This is a genomic window from Vreelandella sp. EE27 (genome assembly GCF_968206495.1).
The window spans coordinates 1,223,215-1,248,749 of record NZ_OZ309109.1; the positions used below are offsets into that span (position 1 = coordinate 1,223,215).

Sequence of the window (25,535 nt, forward strand, 5' to 3'; positions counted from 1 at the left end):
CACATAAACCCGAGTGTTCAGGGCGCGCCGAGTTCCGGGTGGCGCTCGAGCAGTTCAAGAATCGCGGGGTGCTCGCCATTGCGGGTCTGAAAGCGGCGCACCAGGGTTTGGGCTTCATCAATGCGCCCCAGGGCATGCAGTACCTCGGCCAGGTGCGCGGCCACTTCCTGGTCGGGCATCTGGGCGTAGGCGCTTTCGAGCCAGTCCAGGGCGGTGGCTGGCTCGCCCATCTTGAAATAAACCCAGCCCATACTGTCCAGAATCGCCGGGTTATCCGGCTCCAGCTGGTAGGCGCGCTCGATCAGCTCGCGGGCCTCATCGAGGCGCTCGGGTAAATCGGCGTCGGCCAGCGTGTAGCCCAGCGCGTTGAGCGCGGCGGCGTTTTCCGGTTCGGCGCGAATGACCTGGCGCAAATCGCGCTCCATGGCCTCGAGGCCGCCGCGCTCGAAGGCGCGCATCGCCCTCAAATAGCGCAGGCCGGTATCCGTCGGGGTGCGTGCGACTTCACGGTCCAGCAAGGCATCCGCCTCATCGGCCAGGTTTTCGGCGTCGAGTAGCTGAACTTCCAGCAGCACCAGGTCGTTGAAGTAGGCGTCAAAGCGCATCCGCTCGATGCGCAAAAACGCCTGGGCATCGAGCAGTCGATCCGCATCGATCAGCATCTGGGCGGCGGTAGCGCGGGCGGCGAGAAACTCATTGCCCTCGTGTACCTGACGGTAGTAAATCAAGGCGTTATCGATATCGCCCTGGGATTGCGTGATGGCGCCCAGCAGGTAGTAGGCCAGATCGGGAATGTTCTGCTCGCCGATCAGTGGCTGTAAAAGACGGTAGGCGGGCTCCTCGTGGCCCTCTTCCAGATAGAGCTGGGCCAGGGCGACGCGAAGCTCGTGGCCGCCGCCGTGGCGTTCGAGCAGCGCATCGGTCTGCTCTTCGGCGGCGGCGATGTCGTTAAGACGAATGTTGGCTTGCGCGAGCATCAGGATAAAGCGGACGTCATCCGGGGCGAGCAGTAACCCCTGTTGCGCGGCGTAGCGTGCCCTTGTGTGATCGCCGGTTTCGAGTGCAAGCTGCGCCCTGGCAAGCCATAAGGCATCGGATTCCGGGGCCTGTTGGGCTACCTGATCCAGGCGCGTTTGGGCCTGGTGGGTATTGCCAAGCGCCGCTTCGATCAACGCGGTACCCAGTAGCACGTCCGTTTGCGCTTCGAGTTCCGCCTCGGTGGGGCTGAGCCGGGCGCTATCGTCCAGGTAATCGCGAAGCGGGCGGATCAACAGCCCAAGCGGCGCCTCTTCGGCCACGGCGAGCTGGGCAAAGGAGGTGATGTCGCCGTTGCCCCCCGCCGAGACGATCGCCAGCCGCTGTTCCAGGCTATCCAGCCAGTCGCCGCGGGAAAGCGAAAGCGTGGCCAAAAACTGATTGGGCCCCTGGGCCTCGGGGGCAAGCTCGCGCCAGCGAAGCGCCGAAGATTCCATCAAGGCGGTGTCGTTGCCAAAGCGGGCAGCGAAGGTCGCGCGCTCGGCAAGCGCTGACACCGGGTAGCGCTGGGAGGCCGCCAGGTAGCCGCGGCTTGCGCGGCTGAAGTCGCCGCGCTGGCCGGCCATTTCGGCGGTCAGCAGCGTACGCAGGCCCTCGGCGTCCAGCCCGCGGGTAATCGGCGGTGCGGTGGCCATGGGGTCGCTTAGGTAGGCGGGTAATCCACCGTCCAGGTTCGAAGGCGTCGCCTGGCAGCCGCTTAACAGCAGCGTGGCCGCCAGGGGCCAGCGGGGTAACCCCCTAAATGTCGCGCGAAAGGGCATGCGTGTCTCAATCCAGTGGCCGAATGGTCAGCATAGCGGCTTGCAGGCCTGCGGCAAAGTGGTGACGCCAGAACCGGGTGGTTTGTGGTAGAATGCTACACCTTGAAAACGATTCGTGTCAGCGCAATTTCAAGTCGAGCTGGCCTGGCTTTCATGCCACATGACTCGTCCGTCAAAGAGTCGAGCATACGTTTATTCACGACCGATCCACTAGCGAAGACGCATAACGCATGACGCTTCTTGCCTTGGGAATAAATCATCGTACGGCCAGCGTGGCGGTACGTGAGCAGGTGGCCTTTACCCCCTCGCAGCTTGAAAGCGCGCTGGGCGAGCTTCGCTGCCTGCCACATGTAAGCGAAGCGGCGGTGCTCTCGACGTGTAACCGGACCGAGCTTTACTGCGTTACCAACGCCGCCGGCGAGCAGGTGGTGCTCGATTGGCTGAGCCGCTTTCATAATCTGCGCGTGGAAGACCTGGCGCGCAGCGCTTACCACTACCTGGATGACGATGCCGCTCGCCACCTGATGCGCGTCGCCGTTGGGCTCGACTCGATGGTGCTGGGCGAGCCACAGATACTTGGCCAGCTCAAGGACGCCTATCAGCAGGCGCGCAGCGCCAAGGGGCTGGGCGGCGAGCTCGAGCGCCTTTTTCAGCATACCTTTGCCGTGGCTAAACAGGTGCGCACCGAAACCGGTATCGGCAAGAACCCGGTGTCGGTGGCCTACGCCGCGGTGAGCATGGCCAGCCGCATCTTTGACGACTTCAGCCAGGCAAGCGCTTTGTTGATCGGGGCCGGCGAGACCATCGAACTCGTGGCTCGCCATCTCAACGAGGCCGGGGTGCGTGATTTAACGGTCGCCAACCGCACCCGCGAGCGCGCGCTGGGGGTAGCCGCCGGGCTGGGCGGTGAAGCCATCACGCTGCCCGAAATCCCCGCCGCGCTCGAAAAAGCCGATATCGTGATCTCCTCGACCGCCTCGCCGCTGCCGATTCTTGGCAAGGGGATGGTCGAACGCGCGCTCAAAAAGCGCCGCCATCGGCCGGTGTTCATGGTGGATATCGCCGTTCCCCGGGATATCGAGCCCGAAGTCGGCGAGCTGGCCGATGTGTTTTTATATACCGTCGATGACCTGGAAGAGGTGATCGAAGAGAACCGCCGCTACCGCCAGGTGGCCGCCGACCAGGCCGAATCGCTGATCCAACACGGCGTCGACAGTTGGGAGCAGGAGCGCCGGCTGCGCGGCGGCGGCGAGTTGATTCGCGACTACCGCCGCCACGGTGAGGCGCTGCGTGACGAAAGCCGCGATCAGGCATTGGAGCGCCTTGCCAAAGGCGAAGACCCGGCCAAAGTGGTCGAGCGCCTGGCGCACCAGCTGGCCAACCGGTTCATGCACCAGCCGACCCTGGCCCTTCGCGAAGCGGCCTCCCAACAACACCACGAAGTGCTGAGTGCGGCGCCGCGCGTGCTGCTTCCCCCCAAGCCCGCGTTCGAGACACCCGCGCCCTCGGCTAAACGCCAGAAGGATGATACGCCCGCATGAAAGAGACGTTGCGCCAACGCCTGGACAGTTTCGCCGACCGCTTTGAAGAGCTGGCAATGCTGCTATCCGACCCGGAAGTGATCAGCAACCAGCAGCACTTTCGCGATTACTCCCGCGAGTACGCGGAACTCGAAGAGCTGGTCGCTGCCTGGCAGCGTTACCGCGAAGTAGAAGAGAACATCGCCAACGCCGAAACCCTGAGCCACGACAGTGACCCGGAAATGCGCGAGCTGGCCGAGATGGAAATCCAGGACGGCCGCGAGCAGCTGGAAAGCCTCGATACCGAGCTCAAGCGTCTTTTGGTACCCAAGGACCCGGACGATAACCGTGGCGTGTATCTGGAAGTGCGCGCCGGTACCGGCGGCGACGAAGCGGCGATTTTCGCCGGTGACCTGTTTCGCATGTACTCGCGCTACGCCGAGAAGCGCGGCTGGCGCGTGGAAGTGGTCAGCGCCAGTCACGGGGAGCAGGGCGGCTATAAAGAAGTGATCTCCCGGGTGAAGGGCGACGGCGTCTACGCGCGGCTCAAGTTCGAGTCCGGCGCCCACCGCGTGCAGCGCGTACCCGCCACCGAGTCCCAGGGGCGTATCCACACCTCCGCCTGTACGGTGGCGGTGATGCCCGAAGTGGAGGATGTCGGCGATGTCGATATCAACCCCTCTGACTTGCGCGTGGACACCTACCGCTCGAGCGGCGCTGGTGGTCAGCACGTCAACACCACCGACTCGGCGATTCGTATTACCCACCTGCCCACCGGCGTGGTCGTGGAGTGTCAGGAAGAGCGCAGCCAGCATAAAAACCGCGCCAAGGCGATGTCGCTATTGGCCGCAAAACTCAAGCGCAACGCCGTGGATTCTCAGCGCCAGGAGCAGGCCGACGCGCGCCGTTCGCTGGTCGGCTCGGGGGATCGCAGCGAGCGTATCCGCACCTATAACTTCCCCCAGGGGCGGATTACCGACCACCGCATCAACCTGACGCTTTATAAGCTTCTGGATGTAGTCAGCGGCGAGCAGCTCGATGAAGTCGTCGAACCGCTGATTCACGAGTACCAGGCCGAGCAGCTTTCCGCCCTACAGGACGCCTGATGACCTTCGATGCGCTGCTGGGCGCGGCGGCCAGGCGCCTGGCGGCGGCGGGTTCTGGCTCGCCACGCCTGGATGCGGACGTGCTGATGATCCACGCGACCGGGCAAAGCCGTACCTGGCTGTACACCTGGGGGGATAAAACCTGCCCCCCTTGGCAGCACGCCCGTTTTGACGCCCTCATCGCCGCCCGGGCCCAGGGGCAGCCGGTGGCGTATTTGACCGGCGAGCGGGAATTCTGGGGCTTGAGCCTGGCCACGTCGCGGCACACGCTGATTCCCCGCCCGGACACCGAGACCCTGGTCGAGGCCGCGCTTGCCCGCGCCGGGGCAGGCCAGGGGCAGTTTCTGGACCTGGGGACCGGCACCGGCGCCATCGCGCTGGCCTTTGCAAGCGAACGCCCTGGCTGGCAGGTGGCCGGGCTCGATATCCGCTCGGAGGCCGTCGAGCTTGCCCGGCACAACGCCGCACGGCTGGCGCTTGAGAACGCTAGCTTTGCGCAAAGCGACTGGTTTGAGGCGCTCGAAAAGCACAGCGACGCGCCCCGCTTTGATATCATCGCCAGCAACCCGCCCTATATCGATGAGCGTGACCCGCACCTGGGCCTCGGCGATGTGCGTTTCGAGCCGCGCTCGGCGCTGGTGGCAAACAACGCGGGCCTGGCCGATCTGATGCATCTGGTGCGCGCCGCCCGGGGCTACTTGAACGCCGAGGGCTGGCTCATGCTGGAGCACGGCTATCGCCAGGCGCTGGAGGTGCGCCAGGCGCTTGTCGAGGCAGGCTATGCAAGCGTTGAAAGCATCGCCGATTTGCACGGGCACGCGCGGGTGACGCTAGGGCAGCTTTGCTAGCCTCGATCTATTGCCATGGATGTGTCATGAAATCTAAAAACAGAACGCTGGACCGCATCGACCTGCGCATTCTGCGCGTGCTTCAGGATAATGCGCGCATCTCCTACGTCGACCTGGCCGCCGAGGTCGGGCTTTCGACCACGCCATGCCTCGAGCGCGTCAAACGCCTTGAACGTTCCGGCGTCATTCGCGGCTATAAAGCCATGCTGGACCCTCAGGCGCTCAAGGCGAACCTGCTCGTCTTTGTCGAGATCAGTCTGGAGACCCAGTCGCCCGCGGTGTTCGATGAATTCCGCCGCGCGGTGGAGACGCTGCCGCAAATCCAGGAGTGTCACCTGGTGTCCGGGCAGTTCGACTACATTTTAAAGTGCCGGATCCCGGAAATGTCGGCGTACCGGCAACTGCTGGGCGATGTGGTGCTCACTTTGCCCGGGGTGAAAGAGTCAAAAAGCTACGTCGTCATGGAGGAGGTCAAGGAAAGCTTTAGCTTGTATGTACCCGAATCCAGCGAGTTCGAGGAGCCCTAGCCCATGATGGATGACCAGGCGCTACTGCGCTATAGCCGCCAGATCATGCTCGACGAGATCGATATCGAGGGACAGCAGCGTCTGCTGGGCGCCCATGCGCTGATCATCGGCGCCGGTGGGCTGGGTTCGCCGGTGGCGCTCTACCTGGCGGCGGCGGGGGTGGGGCGTATCACCCTGGCCGACGCCGATTCGGTCGAGCTCTCCAACCTGCAGCGCCAGATCGCCCATCGACACGACAGTGTCGGCCAGAACAAGGCCGCCTCGGCTAGGGCGAGTATGCTCGCCGTGAACCCTAGCTGTGAGGTAACCGCGCTCGAGCGCCACCTGGACGAGGCCGAGCTCGAAACGCTTGCCGCATCCGTGGATGTAGTGCTCGACTGCACCGATCGTTTCTCCAGCCGCTATGCGATCAATGCCGCCTGCCAGGCCGCCGGCGTGGCGCTGGTGTCCGGCGCGGCGATTCGCTTTTCCGGACAGCTTGCGGTTTTCGACCCGCGGGACCCCCAAAGCCCCTGCTACGCCTGTCTCTACCCGCCGGATGATAGCGGCGACGAAGCGCTGAGCTGTGCTGAAAGCGGCGTGGTAGCGCCGCTGGTCGGGCTTATCGGCACATTTCAGGCGCTCGAGGCCGTGAAGCTATTAAGCGGCGCCGGGCAGGTGCACCGCGGGCTCTCCACCTTCGATGGGCTCGCCGGGCGCTGGCGCCACTTTCAGGTGCCGCGGGACCCCGAATGCCCGGTATGCTCTTCTGCCACGACGATCCCCCGTTCTTGACCCAGCGATAACAAAAGGGCACCCCCATGGCGAAATCCGCCGGCTCGAAGAGCTTAAGCCAGGCCAGGCGCGCCCAGCGCGCGCGCAAACAGCAAACTGTCAAACCCGCCTTTCAGGTGCCCTTGCTCGAGGAAACGGCCAGGCCGACTGCGCAAGCGCTCATGCCGCTAAGCGACGCCCTGGCCGCCGCTCGCAAGGCGCTGAACGAGGCGCTCGAAGGTGGCGCCGAGCAAACGCCGGAGGCGCCGCTGCATGTGTTCGTCTCTGTCACCGACGGTACAAGGCGCGCCGCCGTGGTCAACGCCTGCGCGCCGACCCAAGCTACGCTTTGGCAGGCCCTCGAAAACGCGCTCGCCCCGCACTACGCGCTCGACACCCCGGTGCGCTGGCTGCGCCTGGACTGGACCCGGACGCTGACCGCTCATACCTGGGAGAGCCTGGCCGCCGAGCTCAAGCGGCACAAGCGTAACTATTTTCGTCGCGGTATCGCGCTGGACCCTGACGTGAAGATGGCCTTCCTGGAGCAGGAGCTCAATGCTAACGCCATGCTCTATACCGGGAGCAAAGCGCCTCACGCCGAGCTCAACCAGGGCAATTTTCTACGCTATGCCCGCGAGCGCTTTGGCCGCGAGGTTGAAGTAGCCTTCGAGCCGAGCCAGCCGGTGTACACCTTCACGACCGAGGCGCTGCTGGTCGAGCCTGACCAAGCGCCCCGCCGCCTTTTGGGCTACACCGGCGGGAAAGAGGGCCGTTCTACCGGCCGGCGTCTGGTCGAGCCCCTAACCCCGGACACCACCGGCGCGCTGATCGAAGACGCCAGCCAGTTTCTCGCCGCCCAGGTCGAGCCGAACGGGCGCTTTATTTACGGCCTTCATCCCTGTTTCGATCGGCTTGTCGCCGGGTACAACACGCTGCGCCACGCCAGCAGTATTTACAGCATGCTCGAGGCCTGGGAAGTCACTCAAAGCGAGTCGCTCAAGCACGCCATCGACCGGGCGCTGGAGTACCTCACTACAAAGCTTTTGCAGCGCTTCGAGCATTTGGGCGAGCGCGTTACGTATTTGCTGGAGGAGAACGGCGAGATCAAGCTGGGGGGCAGCGGGGTGACGCTGCTGGCGCTTTCAAAATACACCGAGCTTACCGGCGATGAGCGCTACCTGGCGCTAATGGAAGAAGTGGCGCTGGGGATTCGCCAATTGCAGCTCGAAAATGGCGGCTTTAGCCACGTGCTCAACGCGGCTGATCTGAGCGTGAAAGATGCTTTTAGAATCATCTACTACGACGGTGAGGCCGCGTTCGGCCTCATGCGCCTGTACGGCTTGACCCGGGACGCGCGCTGGCTTGCGGTGGTCGAGCGCGCCTTCGAGTACTTTATCGACCAGGAGCATTGGAAAGCCCACGACCACTGGCTTAGCTACTGCGTCAACGAGCTGACCCTTTACCGCCCAGAAGAGCGCTACTACCGCTTCGGGCTACAAAACGTGGCCGGCTATCTGGACTTCGTGGAAGGGCGGATCACCACCTTCCCCACGCTTTTAGAGCTGATGATGGCGGCGCACAAGCTGATTACGCGCCTGCAAAAAATACCTGAACATCATCATCTTTTAGCGCTGATCGACCTTGGGCACTTCTATCGGGCCCTCGAAAAACGCGCCCACTATCTGCTCAACGGCCACTTCTGGCCTGAGTACGCGATGTACTTCAAGAATCCGCAGCGCATCGTGGGCAGTTTCTTTATACGCCACCACAGCTTTCGCGTGCGCATCGACGATGTCGAGCACTACCTCTCCGGGTTCGTGGCGTATTTGCTGCACTATTTAAGCGGCGATTTTACCGCCCTGGAGAAAGGCCGGCCGGCCGAGGAAGAAGTGAATACCCGCCCGCCAGCCCCTTTCCCGCAGGCGGATAGCCCTTCTTTTATCAGTGAAGGTAACTGGACGGTTCAAAACATCACGGCGGCTACGCAAGGGCGCTGGATTAAAAAGCCGGACGCTACGAACTGGCGCGCGACCGGGCTGAGTTTTCATGCGACGACGATGGCACCTGGCCATATCGTGGTGGTAAAAGCAGAGCAAGGTGCCCGGGGTGTGCCTGTTGCCTGGCTGGATAAACTGCCCTACAAGCCCCAACTTTTGATCGTTCAGGCACCGGTTGATAGGTCTGTACTCGATCGGCATGGGGTTCCCATTTACGAAGTAAGCGATACCTCCCAGGCCATTTTGGACCTGGGCAACTTCGCCCGGCAAAAACTCGCGGGCAAGGTGGTTGGCGTTACGGGAAGCGCGGGTAAGACGACCGCTATCAACATGCTGCACCAGCTGCTTTCGCTTTGGGGAGAGACCGGCGCCACCCGCCATAGCGCCAACCTTCCCTATGGCATCGCCTGGACGCTGGCTTCCGTTCCCTGGCAGGCGCGCTTTCACGTCATCGAGATGGCCATTGGGCGTATGCGCCAGAACTCCGCGCTGGCGCGGCCGGATATAGCCGTGTTTCTCAATGCGGGGCCGGCTCACCTCGAATACCACGGAACAGTCGAGCAGGTAGCGCTTCGTAAAAGCCGTATATTTGAAGCAATGCGCCCTGGTGGCCAGGCGATCATCAATCGCGATATGGCGCAGTGGCCGGCGGTCCAGGCCGCTGCTCGCAAGCATGCACAGAGTATCATTTCCTTTGGCTGCCACCCCGAGGCAACGATTCGCTGGGTCAATCCCGATGATTTAAAAAGGCTCGAGATTACCTATTTGGACGAGCGGGTCAGTATCGACATGGCCGGGCGCGGCAGCCACTGGGCGATGAATATACTGGCGACCCTTGGTGTGCTGTTGGCGCTGGGGTTATCGCCCCGTGAAGCGCTCCCTTTCGTTGGGCGAGTACTGCCGCCTCGAGGACGAGGCAGTCAGCGCCAGATTGCGTGGCAAGGCGGTGAGCTCTGCCTGCTAAACGACGCTTACAACGCAAACCCTCTCTCCATGAACGCCATGCTCTCCCAGGCAAGAAGTGTCGAGGCCCGGCGTAAGCATCTGGTGCTTGCGGATATGCTCGAACTGGGCGCGGATAGCCTCGCTTTGCACCAGGCGCTGGTAGCGCCGATCATAGCCAGTGGCGCCGAGTCGGTATGGCTACTGGGCGAGCAAATGCAGACCCTATTACCTTACCTGAAAGGACACATCGAACGGGTGCAAGGCTTTGCGACCAGGCAGGCCCTTGTCGACGCGCTGGTGGCATCGCTCGCGCCTGGAGACTGGGTCGCTTTCAAGGGGTCCAACAAATTTGGCCTGAGCGATATCGCTCAAACCCTGGGAGAGGAACAGGTACCATAAAAAAAGCCCGCAGGGAGCGCGGGCTGACGTCACGGTCTTTACGTCAAAAGGGAAAAGAGGAGGGGGCCTGGCCCCCTCGCGACTTAATTGCGGATCAGATAATCGAAAGCGCCCAGTGACGCCTTGGCGCCTTCGCCCATGGCGATGACGATCTGCTTGTAGGGCACGGTGGTGGCGTCGCCCGCGGCGAATACGCCGGGCACGGAGGTCATGCCGTGGGCATCGACGATGATCTCGCCGTGGGGCGTCATCTCGACCTCTGAGCCCTTGAGCCACTCGGTGTTCGGGACCAGGCCGATCTGTACGAAGATGCCTTCCAGCTCGAGGTTTTTGACCTCGTCGGTGTTGCGATCCTTATAGGTCAAACCGCTAACACGGCTGCCGTCGCCGGTCACCTCGGTGGACTGAGCGTTCAGGATGATATCGACGTTGGGCAGGCTCTTGAGCTTTTTCTGCAGTACCGCGTCGGCGCGCATTTCGCCCATGAACTCGACCAGCGTCACATGGCCCACGATACCGGCCAGGTCGATGGCCGCTTCGACACCGGAGTTGCCGCCGCCGATGACCGCCACGCGCTTGCCTTTAAAAAGCGGGCCATCGCAGTGGGGGCAGTAGGCCACGCCCTTGTTGCGGTACTCCTGCTCGCCGGGCACGTTCATTTCGCGCCAGCGCGCGCCAGTGGCCAGCACCAGGGTTTTACTCTTGAGCGTCGCGCCGGACTCAAACGTTACTTCGTGTAGCCCGCCTTCGACTTCGGCCGCCTTGAGAGCGCTTGCCCGCTGAAGGTTCATAACGTCGACTTCGTAGTCGTTGACGTGCTGCTCGAGCGCCGCAACGAGCTTGGGCCCTTCGGTGTAGGAGACCGAAATGAAGTTCTCGATACCCAGGGTGTCGACGACTTGGCCGCCAAAGCGGTCACCGGCGATACCGGTGTTGATGCCTTTGCGCGCCGAGTAGATCGCCGCTGAAGCACCGGCTGGGCCGCCGCCGATGATCAGTGAGTCGAAGGCGGCTTTCTCGCTGAGCTTTTTCGCATCGCGCTCGGCAGCCCCCGTGTCCACCTTGGCCAGGATCTGCTCCAGGGTCATACGGCCCTGATCGAAAGGCTTGCCGTTCAAGTAGATGCTCGGCACCGACATGATCTCGCGTTCTTCGACTTCGTCCTGGAACAGCGCGCCGTCGATCGCCACGTGGCGTACGTTCGGGTTGAAGATCGCCATCAGGTTGAGTGCCTGCACCACGTCCGGGCAGTTCTGGCAGGAGAGCGAGTAGTAGGTCTCGAAAAGCATCTCGCCGTCGAGCGCCTTGATTTGGTCCAGTACGTCCTGGGAGGCCTTGGGCGGATGGCCGCCGACCTGCAGAAGAGCGAGCACCAGTGAGGTGAACTCATGGCCCATGGGGATACCGGCGAATACCACGCCGGACTCTTCACCCGGGCGGTTGATCGCAAACGACGGTGTACGTGCGTCCTGGCCGTCGGTTTTCAGGGTAATCTGGTTGCTCAGGCTTTTGATGTCTTCCAAAAGGCCCAGCAGTTCTTTTGACTTGTCACCGTCATCGAGGGACGCAACGAGCTCGAGCGGTTGAGTCACTTTTTCCAGGTAAGCTTTCAACTGACTTTTTAAATTGTCGTCCAACATGACAGCGGTTTCCTCGCAATCGGCGTGAATATGTCTCGACCGGCTCGAACATGCCAATGACTGGCTGAGCGCGGGAGAAGTGCGCAGGGTTAAAACGTACTTGAGGCGTTTCAAGGATTTGAAACGAGGCACCCGGGCAGTGCCCGGGTGCGGGGCCGATTCGTTACCCTTAATAAAAGCGGTTAGCGCGAATCAGCGAACGGCATTAGATCTTGCCGACAAGGTCCAGCGACGGCGCGAGGGTCTCTTCGCCTTCTTTCCACTTCGCCGGGCACACTTCGTTCGGGTTTTCACGAACGTACTGAGCCGCTTTGACCTTACGCAGCAACTCTTCAGCGTTACGGCCGATGTTGCCGGCGTTGATCTCGACGATTTGAACCTTACCGTCCGGGTCGATCACGAAGGTACCGCGCTCGGCCAGGCCGTCTTCTTCGATCAGTACTTCGAAGTTACGCGAAATTTTCAGCGTCGGATCCGCGATCATCGGGTACTGGAGCTTGCCGATGGTTTCGGAGCTGTCGTGCCACGCCTTGTGGGTAAAGTGGGTGTCGGTGGAAACGCTGTAGATCTCGACGCCCAGCTTCTTGAACTCTTCGTAGTTGTCGGCCAGATCACCAAGCTCGGTCGGGCATACGAAGGTGAAATCGGCCGGGTAGAAGAAGAAGATGGACCACTGGCCTTTCAGGTCGGCCTCTGTAACGTCAATGAATTCACCATTGAGGTAAGCGGTTGCCTTGAACGGTTTTACTTCGGCGTTGATCATGGACATTAGAAACGTCTCCGTATCGGATGGATGGTGACTTGAAAATGTAGGTGTCATACTAACGGCGAATGCTTGATAGCTAAAATTGAGAAAAGAAATTCGATCAATAGTTATTAGCTATTGGCGTCGTTTCGTCTCCAATGCGTGAGCGATACCAAGCTAACGCGTAGGGCAAACGCCGTCATGGAAAGTAGGTGGGGCCGGTGACGCCTTAATGCAACAATTTTTTGGCCAGCCCTTGCGATAGGGGACATAGCCGCGCAGAATTCGCAGCTTCCAAAAAATTGCCTGGCGGTTTTTAAGTGCTAATTTGAGTGTTGACGCCCAATTATGGGGTCAGCCACAAGCGCTCAATCAACGCCGCATTCAGGGCAGGCGAGGGCGGCGGTACCCGGGCGGGTTCATTATTACTAATAGCGAGTACGAGGAGCAACTTGATGGGGAACATTCACAAACTCTCATTGGCCGTTACGGCTATCTCTTGTGTCGTAGCGGCTCAAGCCCATGCTGAAGAAGTAAGGGTTTATAACTGGTCCGATTATATCGCCCCGGAAACGCTCGAGAAGTTTACCGAACGCACCGGCATCGACATCACCTACGATGTCTACGACAGTAACGAAACCCTGGACGCCGCGCTGTTGGCCGGCCGCTCCGGCTACGACGTGGTCGTTCCTTCCTCGCACTTTTTCGCACGCCAGCGTCAGGCCGGCGTGTACCAGCCGCTCGATAAAGACGCGCTGCCCAATCTCGAGAACCTGAACGCCGATCTCATGGCGAACCTCGACGCCGTCGACCCGGAAAGCGGCTACATGGTCCCTTATATGTGGGGCACCAACGGTATCGGCTACAACGTCGACCGCGTGCGGGAGATCCTGGGTGACGACGCGCCGACGGATAGCTGGGCGCTGCTGTTCGACCCCGAGATCACCGGCGCGCTCAATGATGCCGGCTGCGGCATTTCGATGCTGGATACCGGCGAAGAGATGCTGCCGGCGGCCATGGCCTACCTGGGGCTCGACCCGATCTCTGATGACACCGACAATCTGGACGCCGCCGGCGAGCTGATTGGCACCGTGCGCGACGACATCACCTATTTCCACTCCTCGCGCTACATTGCCGATCTGGCCAATGGTGATATCTGCGTGGCGGCGGGCTACTCCGGCGACGTCTTCCAGGCTGCCGAGCGTGCCGAGGAAGCGGGCCGCAACTTCGAAATCGGCTACGCCATTCCCAAAGAGGGCGCCGCGCTTTGGTTCGATGTCATGGCAATCCCCGCCGACGCGCCGAACGTGGAAAACGCTCACGCCTTCATCGACTTCATTCTCGACCCGGAAATCGCCGCCGAGATCACCGATTACGTCAGCTACGCCAACCCCAATGCCGCAGCAGACGCCTACCTGGACGAAGCGATTCTCAATGATCCGGCGATCTATCCAGAAGCCGAGGTCATGGAAAACCTTTACGTGGCCCGCGATATGCCCCAGGCGTTTCAGCGCGCCCGCACGCGTATCTGGAACCGCGTTAAATCCGGCCGTTAATTAGCGCCTACCGAGCGGCGGGCAGGGTTTTCCTGCCCGCTCTTTATCGTTTGGTGCCTGGCTTGCCAGGCCTCTGCATGGGAGTGGCGAATGGTCACTACGCCTTTGTCGAATGACCCTTCATCTTCTTCTGACGCGGCGCGCGCGCCGGGCAAAACGCCTCGCTTTGCCGAAGATATCGTACTGGAGGTCAAGCGCCTGAGTAAGCGCTTCGACGACGCACTGGCGGTCGACGACGTCAATCTGCAGGTCAAGCGTGGCGAGATTTTCGCGCTGTTGGGCGGCTCGGGTTCGGGTAAATCAACGCTTTTGCGCATGCTGGCGGGCTTCGAGACGCCCTCGGAGGGCAGCATTCTGCTCGGCGGTGAGGACATCACCGCCACCCCGCCGCATAAACGCTCGATCAATATGATGTTTCAGTCCTACGCGCTGTTTCCGCATATGAACGTCGCGCAGAACATTGCGTTTGGTTTGAAGCAGGACAAACTCTCCAAAGCCGATATCGATGCCCGAGTGACGCAGATGTTGAAGCTCGTGCACATGGAGCGCTTTGCCAAGCGCAAGCCCCACCAGCTCTCCGGCGGCCAGCGCCAGCGGGTGGCGCTGGCGCGTTCGCTTGCCAAGCGTCCCAGGCTTTTGCTGCTCGATGAACCCATGGGCGCACTCGATAAAAAGCTGCGCACCGAGATGCAGCTCGAAGTGGTCGAGATCATCGAACAGGTCGGCGTGACCTGCATCATGGTCACCCACGACCAGGAAGAGGCGATGACCATGGCCGACCGGGTGGCGATCATGGCCGATGGTTGGATCGAACAGGTCGGTTCACCCGTGGATATCTATGAAAGCCCGGCGAGTCGCATGGTGGCGGAGTTCGTGGGCACGGTGAACGTTTTTGAGGGCGAAATCGTCAAGGACGCCGCCGACCACTGCACCATCGAATCCCCGGCGCTTTCGCGGCCGATCTACATCGACCACGGCATTACCACCCAGGCCGTGGACCGTCGCGTGTGGGCGGCGATTCGCCCGGAGAAGATTTGGCTTAGCCGCGAAAAGCCCGAGGGTGAGTACAACTGGGAGGCGGGCAAGGTCGATGATATCGCCTATTTGGGCGGCTACTCGCTCTACTACGTACGCACGTCCTCCGGGCAAATGATCAAGGCGAGCATGGCCAATACCGAGCGCCGCGGCGACCGACCCACCTGGGAAGACAGCGTTTACGTGTACTGGGAAGATCACAGCGCCATCGTGCTCAACCGTTAACGCGTGGCTTTAGGAGAGCGCCTTTGATGAAGCCGTTTGAGTTCGCGACACGCTTGAAGCGCCTGCAGCTTGGCCGTCGCGCGGTCATTGCGATGCCGCTTGTGTGGTTGACGCTGTTCTTTTTGCTGCCCTTCGCGCTGGTGCTGAAAATCAGCCTGGCCGAGTCGATGGTGGCCATTCCGCCTTACGGCCCGCTATTGGAGTACACCGACCAGACGCTGCACGTGTTCCTCAACCTGGGCAACTATCTGTTCTTGTTGTCCGACTCGCTGTACATCGCGGCGTACTGGGGGTCGATCAAAACGGCGTTCATCTCGACGGTGGCGTGTTTGCTGCTGGGCTACCCGATGGCCTACGCCATGGCGCGGGCGCCAAAACACTGGCAGCTGGTGTTGCTGTTGCTGGTCATGCTGCCCTCCTGGACCTCGTTTTTGATTCGGGTCTACGCCTGGATGGGTATTCTGAGCAACAGCGGGCTGATCAATAACTTCTTGATCGGCATGGGGATCATCGAGTCACCGCTGCGCATGATGAACACCCAGTTCGCCGTGGTCATCGGCATCGTCTATGCCTACCTGCCGTTCATGGTGCTGCCGCTTTATGCCCACCTGACCCGGCTCGATAATTCGCTGCTGGAGGCGGCGGCGGATCTGGGCTCGCGCAAGCTCAACACCTTTTTCAAGGTGACGCTGCCGCTCTCCATGGGCGGGATCATCGCGGGCTCCATGCTGGTCTTCATTCCCGCCGTGGGCGAGTTCGTGATCCCGGAGCTTTTGGGCGGGCCGGATACGCTGATGATCGGCAAGGTGCTCTGGGAGGAGTTCTTCCTCAACCGCGATTGGCCGGTCGCCTCGGCGCTTGCCATGGTGATGCTGCTATTGCTGCTCATCCCCATCGTCTGGTTTCACCGTTATCAGTCCCGGGAGCTTGAAGAATGAGCCTGAAACCGCGCTGGCCTTCGTTTACGACCGTCATGTTGATCGTCGGGCTCGTGTTTCTCTACCTGCCGATGCTGGTGCTGGTGGTCTACTCCTTCAACGCCTCGCGGCTGGTCACCGTATGGGCCGGGTTTTCCACCCAGTGGTACGGCGCGCTGTTTCGCGATCGCCAGATTCTCGCCGCCGTGTGGACCAGTCTCGAAATCGCCTTTTTCGCCGCCAGCATGGCGGTGTGTCTGGGCACCGTGGCGGCGTTCGTAATGACCCGCTACGCGCGCTTTCGCGGCAAGACCGCGCTTTCGAGCATGGTGACCGCACCGCTGGTCATGCCCGAGGTGATCACCGGGCTTTCGCTTTTGCTGCTGTTCGTGCAGATGGCGCAGTTGATTGGCTGGCCGGCGGATCGCGGCATGGCAACGATCTGGATTGCGCATACGACGTTCTGTAGCGCCTACGTGGCGGTAGTAGTGGCCGCCAGGCTTCGCGAAATGGACCGCTCCATCGAAGAGGCGGCGATGGATTTGGGCTCGCCGCCGCTGAAAACCTTTTTCTTCATCACCCTGCCGGTGATCTCCCCGGCGCTGTTGGCCGGGTGGCTGTTGGCCTTTACGCTGTCGCTGGATGACCTGGTGATCGCCAGTTTCGTCTCCGGGCCCGGGGCGAATACGCTGCCGATGGTGGTGTTCTCATCGGTGCGGTTGGGGGTTTCGCCCAAGATCAACGCCCTGGCGACGCTGATTATCCTGATCGTCTCGCTGGCAACGCTGGCGGCCTGGTTTGTGATGCGTCGAAGCGAAAAGCGCCGCCGGGCGCTGCTGCAGCGGGCCCATCGAGGCGAGTAGTCTAGAGCACGTCGTCGTCGCGGCCGGTGGTGATCGCTTCGATGTCGCCGGTCATGGGGGAGAGCAGCACCTGCACCTGAATCGGCGCGCAGCAGCGGTGACAGTCCTCCCAGGTGGTGTGGCTTCCCTGGGAGGTGTCGATGACGAAAGTGAGCGGCGTGGCGCAGTAGGGGCAGTCGAAATCGTGCTCGATGAGCGCGTCTTCGTCCATGGCGAACTCCTTGTTTAAAATGCTATGGCAATGATAGGCCAAAGGGTCGATCAATTAGGGTCGATCAATCAGGGCCGCTCAAGTGTAGCAGAGCCCGGGGGGCGCGCCGCAGGCGTGAATCAGGTAGGATGGTGTGCGGTTTTTTCGATCAATCAAGTGAGAGAACGATGATGAAACGTTACATGGCAGTTGCGGCCGCACTGGCCCTCCCGATGGTTGCTCTGGCCGATACCCCGAACGTCGAGCCGGGCGAGTGGGAATTCGTCAGCGTCACCCGCATTAGCGGCGAGATGGATATTCCCGATCAAACCGAAACCGAGCGTCAATGCATTACCCAGGAAGAGCTCGATAGCGCCGAGTTTGGCCTGATCGAAGAAGAGCAGGGCTGCGAGCTGATTAGCCAGGACATGAACGCCGACGGCATCTCTTACAGCATGGCGTGCAGCGCCGATGGCGGCCAGGCGACCATCGACGGCGAAATGAGCTTCATGGGCGAGCAGATCGACGGCACGGTCACCATCCTGACCGAGTCACCCATGGGTGAGCTGACCATGGACACCGTGATCGAAGGCGAGCGCGTTGGCGACTGCTAAAACGCTGCCCGGTCAAAAAAGGCGCCTGCGGGCGCCTTTTTTGTGGCCGGGGAAAAGGCTTTAAAGGCGCTTAACGGCTTTCATCGCCTGCCGCCATCTCCGCCTCCAGGCGGCGTTTGACCGCGTTGGGCGAGCCGGTGTGACGGGCGAGCAGGTCATAGGCCACCGGCACGACCAACAGCGTAAAGACCGTGGCTGCGCCCACCCCGGCCATGACCACGGTGCCGATCACCAGGCGTGATTCCGCGCCCGGGCCGCTCGAGAGAATCAGCGGTACCGCGCCTGCCATGGTGGTGATCGCGGTCATCAAAATGGGGCGCAGCCGGGTCACCGAGGCTTCGATGAGTGCCTCGCGAAACGCCACGCCCTCGTCGCGCAGCTGGTTGGCGAACTCGACGATCAAAATACCGTTCTTCGCCGCCAGGCCGATCAATAGCACAAGCCCCACCTGGCTGTAGATGTTCAGCGACTGGCCGCTGAGCAAAAGCGCCAGCAGCGCACCGCTCATGGCAAGCGGTACGGTCAGCATGATCACGAAGGGGTGGATCAGGCTCTCGAACTGCGCCGCCAGCACCAGAAAGACCACCACCGCGCCCAAAATCAGCAAAAACGCCGTTGCGCCGCTCGCTTCCTGGAAATCTCGCGAGGGGCCGGCCAGATTGGTCTGGGCGGCCTCGGGCAGCAGCTCATCGGCACTTTGCTGTAGGTACTCGAGCGCCTCGCCCAGGGTATAGCCGTCCGCCAGGTTCGCCTCGAGGGTGATCGAGCGGACACGGTCGAAGCGATTCAGCGTGCTGGCGCCGGCGAAGTCGGAAAGCGTCACCAGGCTCGAGAGCGGAATCAGCGCGCCGCCTCGCGCTGATCGCACCTGGATGTTGTCCAGCGCCCGCGGGCTATTCTGGCGCGCGCGGTCGCCTTCGACGATCACATCGTACTCCTCGCCGTCGTCGACATAGCGGGTCACGTTGCGCCCGCCCAGTAGTACCTCCAGCGTGCGGCCGATCTCGCTGACCGTCACCCCAAGCGCGGCGGCCCGGTTGTAGTCGATCTCTACGCGAAGCTGCGGCTGGGTTTCATCGTAGTTGCTCTCGAGTGCGGTCAGGCGCGGGTTGTCGCGCCGGACGTGGTCGATCAGCACGTCGCGCCAGCGGGCGATCTCTTCATAGGAGCCACCGCCAAGCACGAACTGAACCGGTTTTTGAGTGCGCTGGCCAAACCCCTGACGCATCACCGGAAACGCCTGCACGCCGGGCAGGGTAGAGAGCGTGGCGCGCACGTCGTCCATGACCTCCCAGGCGCTGCGCCGCTCGCCCCAGCTCGCCATGTCGATAATCAAAAAACCGCTGTTGAAGTTTTCGATATTGCCGAAGCCGCGCGGCGCGCGGACCACCACGCGTTCGAACTCGCCGCTGTCCAGAAAGGGGTCGAGGCGCGCCTCGACCTCGTCCATATAGTCCATCATGTACTCGAACGTGGCGCCCTCGGGGCCGTTGACCAGCACGATGAAGTTGCCCCGATCCTCCTGGGGGGTGTATTCGCTGGGCAAATGCGCCGCCAGCCAGCCGGTAACGGCGATCAGCAGCGCGAACAGCGCCACCACCAGCCAGCGCAGGCGAAGCGTCGTTTCCAGCACGCGCCGATAAAGGCGCTGGGTGAGGTTCAAAAGCCACTGCACCGCACGCCCCACGCGGCTATCGTGCATACCGGGTTTGAGAATCTTCGAGGCCATCATGGGGGTGAGCGTGAGCGCCAGCAGCGTGGAGAACACCACCGCCGCGGCCATGGTCAAGGCGAACTCGGAAAATAGCCGCCCGATATCGCCCTGCAGCATACTCAGCGGAACGAACACCGCCACCAACACAAGCGTCGTGGCGATGACCGCAAAGCCGATCTGGCGGGTACCACGGTACGCTGCCACCAAAGGTGTCTCGCCGTACTCGAACATGCGCCGGTTGATGTTTTCGAGCACGACGATGGCGTCATCGACGATCAGGCCAATGGCCAGCACCAGTGCCAGCAGCGTCAACAGGTTGATCGAGAAGTTCATCGCCGCAAGCGCGGTGAAGGCGCCGATCACCGCAATGGGTACCGTGACCGCGGGCACCAGGGTGGTGCGCAGATTCCCCAAAAAAAGAAAGATGACGATCACCACCAGGCCCATGGCGATAAAAAGCGTCGAGACCACTTGGTCGATGGCGCCGGAGACGAACAGTGAAGCGTCGTAGTTGAGGGAGAGCTCCATACCCTCGGGCAGCGTTTGCTGGAGGCGCTCCATTTCGTCCTGCACGGCCTCGGAAAGGGCCAGCACGTTGGCAGTGGACTGCATGATGATTCCAAGCCCGACCATGGGCACGCCGTTGGCGCGAAACACCGAACGGTCTTCGACCGAGCCCACTTCGACCCGGGCGACATCGGCCAGGCGCACCAGATAACCACTTTCGCCCTGGGCGAGGGCCAGGCGTTTGAAGTCATCGGCGGTCGCGAAGGCTCTAGGCAGGCGGACGATGAACTGACGGTCCGCGGACTCGATCGAGCCCGCTGGAAGCTCGACGTTCTCGGCGCGCAGGGCGTCTTCGATATCGCCGACGGTCAGGCCCCGGGCGGCCAGGGCGTTGCGGTCGAGCCAGACACGCATGGCGTAATCGCGACCGCCGCCCAGGCGCACTCGGGCAACCCCGGGCTGCACCGAGAGGCTGTCCGCCAAGTAGCGGTTGGCGTAGTCGGTAAGCTCGGTGATCGAGTAGTTCGCCCCAGAGAGACTTAGCCAGACGACAATCTCTTCGCTGCTGTCGGCCTTGGTGACCTCCGGATTGTCGGCGTCGTCCGGCAGGTTGCGCAGCGCCCCGGAGATGCGGTCGCGAATATCGTTGGCCGCCGCGTCGATATCCATGGTGATCGCGAACTCGATCTCGATGCGCGACCGGCCATCTTCACTTCGCGAGGTGATCAGCTCGATCCCTTCGACGCCGGCAATGCGATCCTCGAGAATTTGGGTAATGCGCGTTTCCACCACATTGGCCGAGGCGCCGGGGTAGCGGGTGTCGATACTCACGATCGGCGGATCGACGGTAGGATACTCCTGCAGCGGCAGTCGGTTGAGCGCCAGTACGCCAAAGGCGATGATCAGCGCGGCGATCACCATGGCAAGGACCGGGCGCTGAACCGAGATATCCGATAGGCGCATTAGCGATTCGCCTCCAGCAGCGTACGAATGCTGGTCTCGTCGTCGACGACGCCGAGCAGGCGCACTTCTAGCCCGTCCCGGGCGAGCTGGAGGCCGTGCACCACGATCAAATCATCGGCGTTTAAACCCTCCAGAATCTCCACCTCGCCGTAGCGGCGCTCGCCAATCATGACCTGGCGCTGCTCCAGCCGGTCACCGTCATCCGTCTGGTGAATCAGCATCACGTAGTGGCGATCGCCGCTGGGCTCGAGCGCTGCCTCGGGGATCACGACGGCCTCGCGCAGGCGCTGGCGAACGGTGACTTCCATGAGCATGCCGGGGCGCAGGCGCAGGTCCGGGTTTTCCAGACGCGCGCGGACATCGACACTGCGAGTGGCCGGGTCGATGCGCGTGCCGATACTGGCGATCTCGCCGCTGAACACGTCGTCGGGGTAGGCCGCGGTGGTGGCGCTAAGCGTAAGCCCCGTCGAGAGGCGCCCAAGAAACACCTCGGGCACGCTGAAATCGAGCTTCATGATATCGAGCTTGTCGAGGGTGACGAGCTCGGTCCCCGGGGTGACCAGTGCGCCAACACTGATAGTACGCAAGCCGACCCGACCGCTGAACGGGGCGTGCAGGCGGTAGTTGGTCAGCTGCGCTTCGATGGCCTGGGCCTGGGCGCGGGCCTGATCGAGCTGAGCCTGGTTGTCTTCGACATCCGCGCGGGCGGCCAGGTTACGGTTTTGCAACTGGGTGGCCCGGGTCAGGGCGTTACCGCGCTCGGCGCTCAGCGCCTGGGCGGCGCGTAAAAGTGCCTGTTCTTCGGTATCGTCCAGGCGGATCAAAAGCCGCCCGCGCTCGACCTGCTCGCCGTCCTCGAAATTGATCTCGGCCACGGTGTCGGTGATCGTTGCCGAAAGCGTCACGCTTTCGTCGGCGCTCAGCGTTCCCAGCGCCTCGAGCGGGTCCGACCAGGTGCTCGCTTGGGCATGGCTTCCAATGACGCTTGGCAGCGGCTGGGCAAACGCCAAGGGGGCGTGGGCAATCAGTAACAGACCGGTCAGTAGTAGTCTCGTTAGCCATAATCCGGGCGGGCGTTTTAAAACATGCATGAAATTCTCGGTCATTGGCCGTCTCGAGGGGGGCGGGCGAAAAGCGCAGGGTCATTCAAGGCGGCGTTTAATGCAACGTCGTCGGCGGTTTCAAGTGTCATTACCCCTTAAAGAAAATAACCGCTTTATAGCTGATAGAATAGTCGGCTTTCTGTTTGTTCGAGGTTACCGGGTATGGTGTTTGATGTCGTGATCATTGGCGCGGGTGCTGCGGGGTTGATGTGCGCAGCCCAGGCGGGCTACGCGGGCCAACGCGTGCTGGTGCTCGACCACGCCAATAAAGCGGGCAAGAAGATTCTCATGTCCGGCGGCGGGCGCTGTAACTTTACCAACCTGGACACCGCGCCTGGCCATTTTTATTCGCAAAACCCCTATTTTTGTATTTCGGCGCTGAAGCGCTACCGCCCTGAGCACTTCGTCGAGCTCGTCGAGCGTCACGGCCTCGAGTACGTGGAAAAGGCACCCGGCCAGCTTTTTTGCGCCGACTCTGCCAAGGAGATGGTGCGTTTGCTGCTGACCGAGTGCGAATGGGCTGGCGCCGAGGTATCGCTCAATACTCAAATCACAAGCGTCGAGCGCGCCGGTGAAGGGATGCGTCTTGAAACGTCCCGCGGGCGAATCGATGCGGGTGCGTTGGTCGTGGCGACCGGCGGGCTTTCGATTCCCACGCTCGGCGCGAGCGGCTTTGGTTACGATATCGCCCGCCAGTTCGGCCTGGAGGTGCTGCCCACGCGCCCCGGGCTTGTGCCGCTGACCTTGAGCGATACCTGGAAAGAGCGCGCCAGCGCGCTGTCCGGGCTGAGCGTGCCGGTAGCGGTAACCTCACAAGATCACCGCTTCGAAGAGCCGCTGCTGTTTACCCACCGGGGCCTTTCGGGGCCGTCGATCCTGCAAATATCCAGCGTTTGGGAGCCAGGCGAGGCGCTTGAGATCGACCTGCTGCCCGGGGAGCAGGCCAGTGCGCTTTTGCTGGAGGCGCGCGGGGCGACCCCTAAACGACTGCTCTCTACCTGGCTTGGCGAGCGCTTACCCAAGCGTCTTGCTCAGGCGATGATCGAGTGGTATCCCGAGGCGCAGAGCCAAAAGCCGCTGGCGCAGTATTCCAACGAAGCGCTACAAGAGTGGGCCGAGCGCATCAACCACTGGACGCTCAAGCCTTCCGGCACCGAAGGCTGGCGTACCGCCGAGGTCACCATGGGCGGCGTCAGCACTGAGGCCATCTCGTCGAAAACCTTCGAGGTGAAAGGCCTTCCACAGCTGCGCTTTATCGGCGAGGTACTGGATGTGACGGGAAGGCTCGGGGGGTATAATTTTCAGTGGGCCTGGGCGAGCGGGGTGGCCTGCGCCCAAGCGCTTTGATGCGCTTTCAAATAAAAAACGTGCGCCAAAGCGCACGTTTTTTTAGCCGAGATACAAGTTCGAAGGCCGGGCTTAGGTGGCGATTTTGGCAAGCAGTTTGAACTTGCGAAACAGCATATAGCCCGCCAGCGCCTTGCGACCTGCCGCCATCACGCCGCCGGGGTGGCGCATGAGCCGCCAGGCCGCGATACCACCGACTGCATAGAGCGGAAGGCGAAAGCTTTTCAGGCTGTTCTCGAGCGGGGATGCCGCGTTCAAAAGAAAGTCGCTGTCGACCAGAATATCGACGCGCTGCTGTTCGAGCTCGGCCAGAAGCGCCGCCTTTCGCTCAGCGCGGCTCGGCTTAGCGTTGGTCGTCTGGTTGGTCATGTTGATTGGCCTCCAGTAGCGCTCGATCCGCCGACAGCTGCTTAAGCGTCTCTTTTAAAAGCGTATGGCTTTTTGCCTGTCGTATGGCAATCAGTGCAAACAGCAGGCTTAAAAAGATGAGCACGCCGGCACTAAAGACAATCGCCGTAATGCGGTAGGTATCCCAAAACAGAATAATGACCAGCGCGGTAAGCGTGGCCACTCCCAGCAACAACAGCAGAAGGCTTGCACCCGCCAGTAAAAAAAGAACCAATATGCGCGCGCGTTCCTCTTCAAGCTCTAAAACCGCCAAACGCAGGCGGGTTTCACTATTGGCAACCAGTGAACCTATCAGGCGTTTGGCGGCAGAGAATACGCGTTGGGTTGGACCCAAGGCCATTAGCGACGACCGAGCAGCAGTCCAGCTACCAGACCCGCAGCGGCGCCAATGCCCATGCTGGTCCATGGGTTGTCGCGTACGTAACGGTCGCAGCAATCAACCTGGTTGGAGAGGGATTCGCGGGTATCGTCGTAAAGGTTCTCACCAGCGGTTTCAAGACGCGAGCGGGTCTCTTTCAAGCGGCGCTCGGCGCGTTCACGCAGGCCGCGCATTTCACCACTGGCATCCTTGGAGGTCGCATTGACCAGCTCTTCGACGGTTTCGCTCAGGTAGCGAAGGTCGTTTTTTAGTTGATCGGCACGTGTGGAGCTGTCTGAATTACGCTTGGCCATGATGTCTTCCTTTGACGAGTTAATGAAACGCTGACTACTGTCAGCATAGCAGCCATTATCGAATAGACAACCTCGCCGCTTTATCGGTTCAGGCCAGTGGCGCTGAACAGCGGGTTGAGGCTGAAACCGAGACTCAGGCGGTGTACCCGGTTGTCGTAGTCGATCATGCTTTCGCCGTACCCGTAATAGTACTGCAGGTGCGCACGAAGATTGGTGAACGCCGGCCAGCTATAGTCCACCTGCGCGCCGTAGTGGTCGGCGGAGGGGTTGCCGCGTAGCTGGGTCGCTAATTCGTGATTGCCGTCCAGGCGTTTGGCCAGGCGAATGTCGCCGTAGCCCATGTAGCGGTCGATGTCCGGATTGTCGTCACTCCCTTCGGATTCCGGCACGCGCCAGTGAGGGGCCAGGGTGAGGGCCCAGTCGCCGCGCTGGAACGTGCTCTCCAGATAGACCCGGTTCCAGCTACGCGACAGCGGGTCGGAGCGCCCGTTGGACTGGTGGTTGAACGACACCCGGTTGCGCGTGTTGACCCAGCCGAGCGCACTCCACGCATTGTCGAAATCGATAAAAATTTCCGGCTCGTAGTTGGTCTCCCTAAACGGGGAGGAGGCATCGGTATTATACGCCTGCCACCAGCTGCGCTGGGTGTAACCGAAATAGACATCACCCACGTCGCCGAACAGGTCCTCGACCAGGTTGAACTTGGCGCTGAACTGGAACTTGACCTCGATATCGTCGGGGCCGTTTTCATCGGTGATCTCGCGAAATCTCGGGGCGTCGGTGCTGCCGTTATAACTCACCGGGAAAATATAGTTCGTACGGTGCGTGGTGATCGCGAACGGGTTACGGGTGGATTCCTGCTCGAGCTGGCGGCGCTCGTTCAAGTCTTCGAGGGCGACTTCTTCGGGCAGCGGTTCAGGCTCGAGCCCGGCGGCGCTATCCGCCGGTGCCTCTATTTGTTGTAGCTGCTGGTGCAGCTGATAAAGCTCGGTATTTAACGCGCGAATACGAGCCTCGATCTCTTCTTGTGTTTCTGCCAGGGCGCTATTGGCGAGCGGGGCCGTACCCGCAAACACGAAAAGAGCTGCTAATAACCGGTGTCGGGTGACCATGAGTGAGGCTCGCGATATGGGAAAAGAGAGTTA

At 61.6% G+C, this 25,535-nt stretch carries 22 protein-coding genes; 12 read left to right on the forward strand and 10 right to left on the reverse strand.

Translation table 11 applies throughout. From position 1 onward, the window contains the following. Positions 1–17: 17 nt before the first annotated feature. Positions 18–1,796: a tetratricopeptide repeat protein gene (locus ACWHVV_RS05920; RefSeq protein WP_447928516.1), complete on the reverse strand. Its 1,779-nt coding sequence runs from the start codon at positions 1,794–1,796 to the stop codon at positions 18–20. Between the two features lie 230 nt (positions 1,797–2,026). On the opposite strand from ACWHVV_RS05920, the gene hemA reads away from it, so the two are divergent. From hemA to ACWHVV_RS05950, 6 genes are read left to right on the forward strand one after another with little or no spacing between them, the layout of a single operon-like run. Continuing rightward, on the forward strand, positions 2,027–3,337 hold the full coding sequence (gene hemA, locus ACWHVV_RS05925; protein WP_447928517.1) for a glutamyl-tRNA reductase: 1,311 nt from the start codon (positions 2,027–2,029) through the stop codon (positions 3,335–3,337). Further along, the gene (prfA, locus tag ACWHVV_RS05930; protein WP_447928518.1) at positions 3,334–4,422 is read left to right on the forward strand and encodes a peptide chain release factor 1; all 1,089 of its coding nucleotides are present in this window, start codon (positions 3,334–3,336) and stop codon (positions 4,420–4,422) included. Before hemA ends, prfA begins: the two co-directional genes overlap by 4 nt. Next, positions 4,422–5,270, forward strand: coding sequence for a peptide chain release factor N(5)-glutamine methyltransferase (gene prmC, locus ACWHVV_RS05935; protein ID WP_447928519.1), 849 nt, complete (start codon positions 4,422–4,424; stop codon positions 5,268–5,270). Before prfA ends, prmC begins: the two co-directional genes overlap by 1 nt. A 26-nt stretch (positions 5,271–5,296) precedes the next feature. Further along, on the forward strand, positions 5,297–5,797 hold the full coding sequence (locus tag ACWHVV_RS05940) for an Lrp/AsnC ligand binding domain-containing protein (RefSeq protein ID WP_447528238.1): 501 nt from the start codon (positions 5,297–5,299) through the stop codon (positions 5,795–5,797). Positions 5,798–5,800: 3 nt separating this feature from the next. Further along, positions 5,801–6,571, forward strand: a complete 771-nt coding sequence (locus ACWHVV_RS05945) for a HesA/MoeB/ThiF family protein (protein WP_447928520.1) — start codon at positions 5,801–5,803, stop codon at positions 6,569–6,571. A 26-nt stretch (positions 6,572–6,597) separates the two neighbouring features. Beyond that, on the forward strand, positions 6,598–9,891 hold the full coding sequence (locus ACWHVV_RS05950) for a Mur ligase family protein (RefSeq protein ID WP_447928521.1): 3,294 nt from the start codon (positions 6,598–6,600) through the stop codon (positions 9,889–9,891). Between the two features lie 83 nt (positions 9,892–9,974). Here ACWHVV_RS05950 and ahpF read toward each other — a convergent pair whose 3' ends face one another. Continuing rightward, positions 9,975–11,531, reverse strand: a complete 1,557-nt coding sequence (ahpF, locus tag ACWHVV_RS05955; protein WP_447928522.1) for an alkyl hydroperoxide reductase subunit F — start codon at positions 11,529–11,531, stop codon at positions 9,975–9,977. 205 nt (positions 11,532–11,736) lie between these two features. Then, on the reverse strand, positions 11,737–12,300 hold the full coding sequence (ahpC, locus tag ACWHVV_RS05960) for an alkyl hydroperoxide reductase subunit C (RefSeq protein ID WP_447928523.1): 564 nt from the start codon (positions 12,298–12,300) through the stop codon (positions 11,737–11,739). Positions 12,301–12,731: 431 nt separating this feature from the next. On the opposite strand from ahpC, the gene ACWHVV_RS05965 reads away from it, so the two are divergent. The 4 genes from ACWHVV_RS05965 to ACWHVV_RS05980 all read left to right on the forward strand — a co-directional run bounded on the left by ACWHVV_RS05965 (position 12,732) and on the right by ACWHVV_RS05980 (position 16,872). After that, positions 12,732–13,832, forward strand: coding sequence for a polyamine ABC transporter substrate-binding protein (locus ACWHVV_RS05965; protein WP_447528243.1), 1,101 nt, complete (start codon positions 12,732–12,734; stop codon positions 13,830–13,832). 90 nt (positions 13,833–13,922) lie between these two features. Beyond that, positions 13,923–15,092: an ABC transporter ATP-binding protein gene (locus tag ACWHVV_RS05970; protein ID WP_447928524.1), complete on the forward strand. Its 1,170-nt coding sequence runs from the start codon at positions 13,923–13,925 to the stop codon at positions 15,090–15,092. Positions 15,093–15,118: 26 nt separating this feature from the next. Next, positions 15,119–16,030: an ABC transporter permease subunit gene (locus ACWHVV_RS05975; RefSeq protein ID WP_447928525.1), complete on the forward strand. Its 912-nt coding sequence runs from the start codon at positions 15,119–15,121 to the stop codon at positions 16,028–16,030. After that, on the forward strand, positions 16,027–16,872 hold the full coding sequence (locus ACWHVV_RS05980) for an ABC transporter permease subunit (protein WP_447928526.1): 846 nt from the start codon (positions 16,027–16,029) through the stop codon (positions 16,870–16,872). The genes ACWHVV_RS05975 and ACWHVV_RS05980 overlap by 4 nt, the downstream gene beginning before the upstream one ends. A 1-nt stretch (position 16,873) precedes the next feature. On the opposite strand, the gene ACWHVV_RS05985 is transcribed toward ACWHVV_RS05980, so the two are convergent. Further along, a complete protein-coding gene (locus ACWHVV_RS05985) occupies positions 16,874–17,083 on the reverse strand; it encodes a CPXCG motif-containing cysteine-rich protein (RefSeq protein WP_447528247.1) in 210 nt (69 codons plus the stop codon). Positions 17,084–17,265: 182 nt separating this feature from the next. Here ACWHVV_RS05985 and ACWHVV_RS05990 point away from each other — a divergent pair, with 182 nt between their 5' ends. Beyond that, complete coding sequence (locus tag ACWHVV_RS05990) at positions 17,266–17,676, forward strand: DUF3617 domain-containing protein (protein ID WP_447895555.1); 411 nt, start codon at positions 17,266–17,268, stop codon at positions 17,674–17,676. Positions 17,677–17,746: 70 nt separating this feature from the next. Here the strand turns inward: ACWHVV_RS05990 and ACWHVV_RS05995 are convergent, their stop codons facing one another. Further along, on the reverse strand, positions 17,747–20,860 hold the full coding sequence (locus ACWHVV_RS05995) for an efflux RND transporter permease subunit (RefSeq protein ID WP_447928527.1): 3,114 nt from the start codon (positions 20,858–20,860) through the stop codon (positions 17,747–17,749). Then, positions 20,860–21,951, reverse strand: a complete 1,092-nt coding sequence (locus ACWHVV_RS06000; RefSeq protein WP_447928528.1) for an efflux RND transporter periplasmic adaptor subunit — start codon at positions 21,949–21,951, stop codon at positions 20,860–20,862. The genes ACWHVV_RS05995 and ACWHVV_RS06000 overlap by 1 nt, the downstream gene beginning before the upstream one ends. A gap of 174 nt (positions 21,952–22,125) precedes the next feature. Between ACWHVV_RS06000 and ACWHVV_RS06005 the strand changes: the two genes are divergently transcribed. Beyond that, positions 22,126–23,310, forward strand: coding sequence for an NAD(P)/FAD-dependent oxidoreductase (locus ACWHVV_RS06005; protein WP_447928529.1), 1,185 nt, complete (start codon positions 22,126–22,128; stop codon positions 23,308–23,310). Between the two features lie 72 nt (positions 23,311–23,382). Here ACWHVV_RS06005 and ACWHVV_RS06010 read toward each other — a convergent pair whose 3' ends face one another. From ACWHVV_RS06010 to ACWHVV_RS06025, 4 genes are all read right to left on the reverse strand, one after another. Then, a complete protein-coding gene (locus ACWHVV_RS06010) occupies positions 23,383–23,679 on the reverse strand; it encodes a hypothetical protein (RefSeq protein ID WP_447928530.1) in 297 nt (98 codons plus the stop codon). Continuing rightward, on the reverse strand, positions 23,654–24,058 hold the full coding sequence (locus tag ACWHVV_RS06015) for a phage holin family protein (protein ID WP_447929121.1): 405 nt from the start codon (positions 24,056–24,058) through the stop codon (positions 23,654–23,656). Before ACWHVV_RS06015 ends, ACWHVV_RS06010 begins: the two co-directional genes overlap by 26 nt. Beyond that, complete coding sequence (locus ACWHVV_RS06020) at positions 24,058–24,390, reverse strand: DUF883 family protein (protein ID WP_447928531.1); 333 nt, start codon at positions 24,388–24,390, stop codon at positions 24,058–24,060. Before ACWHVV_RS06020 ends, ACWHVV_RS06015 begins: the two co-directional genes overlap by 1 nt. Before the next feature lie 80 nt (positions 24,391–24,470). Continuing rightward, a complete protein-coding gene (locus ACWHVV_RS06025) occupies positions 24,471–25,502 on the reverse strand; it encodes a phospholipase A (RefSeq protein ID WP_447928532.1) in 1,032 nt (343 codons plus the stop codon). Positions 25,503–25,535: the final 33 nt, after the last annotated feature.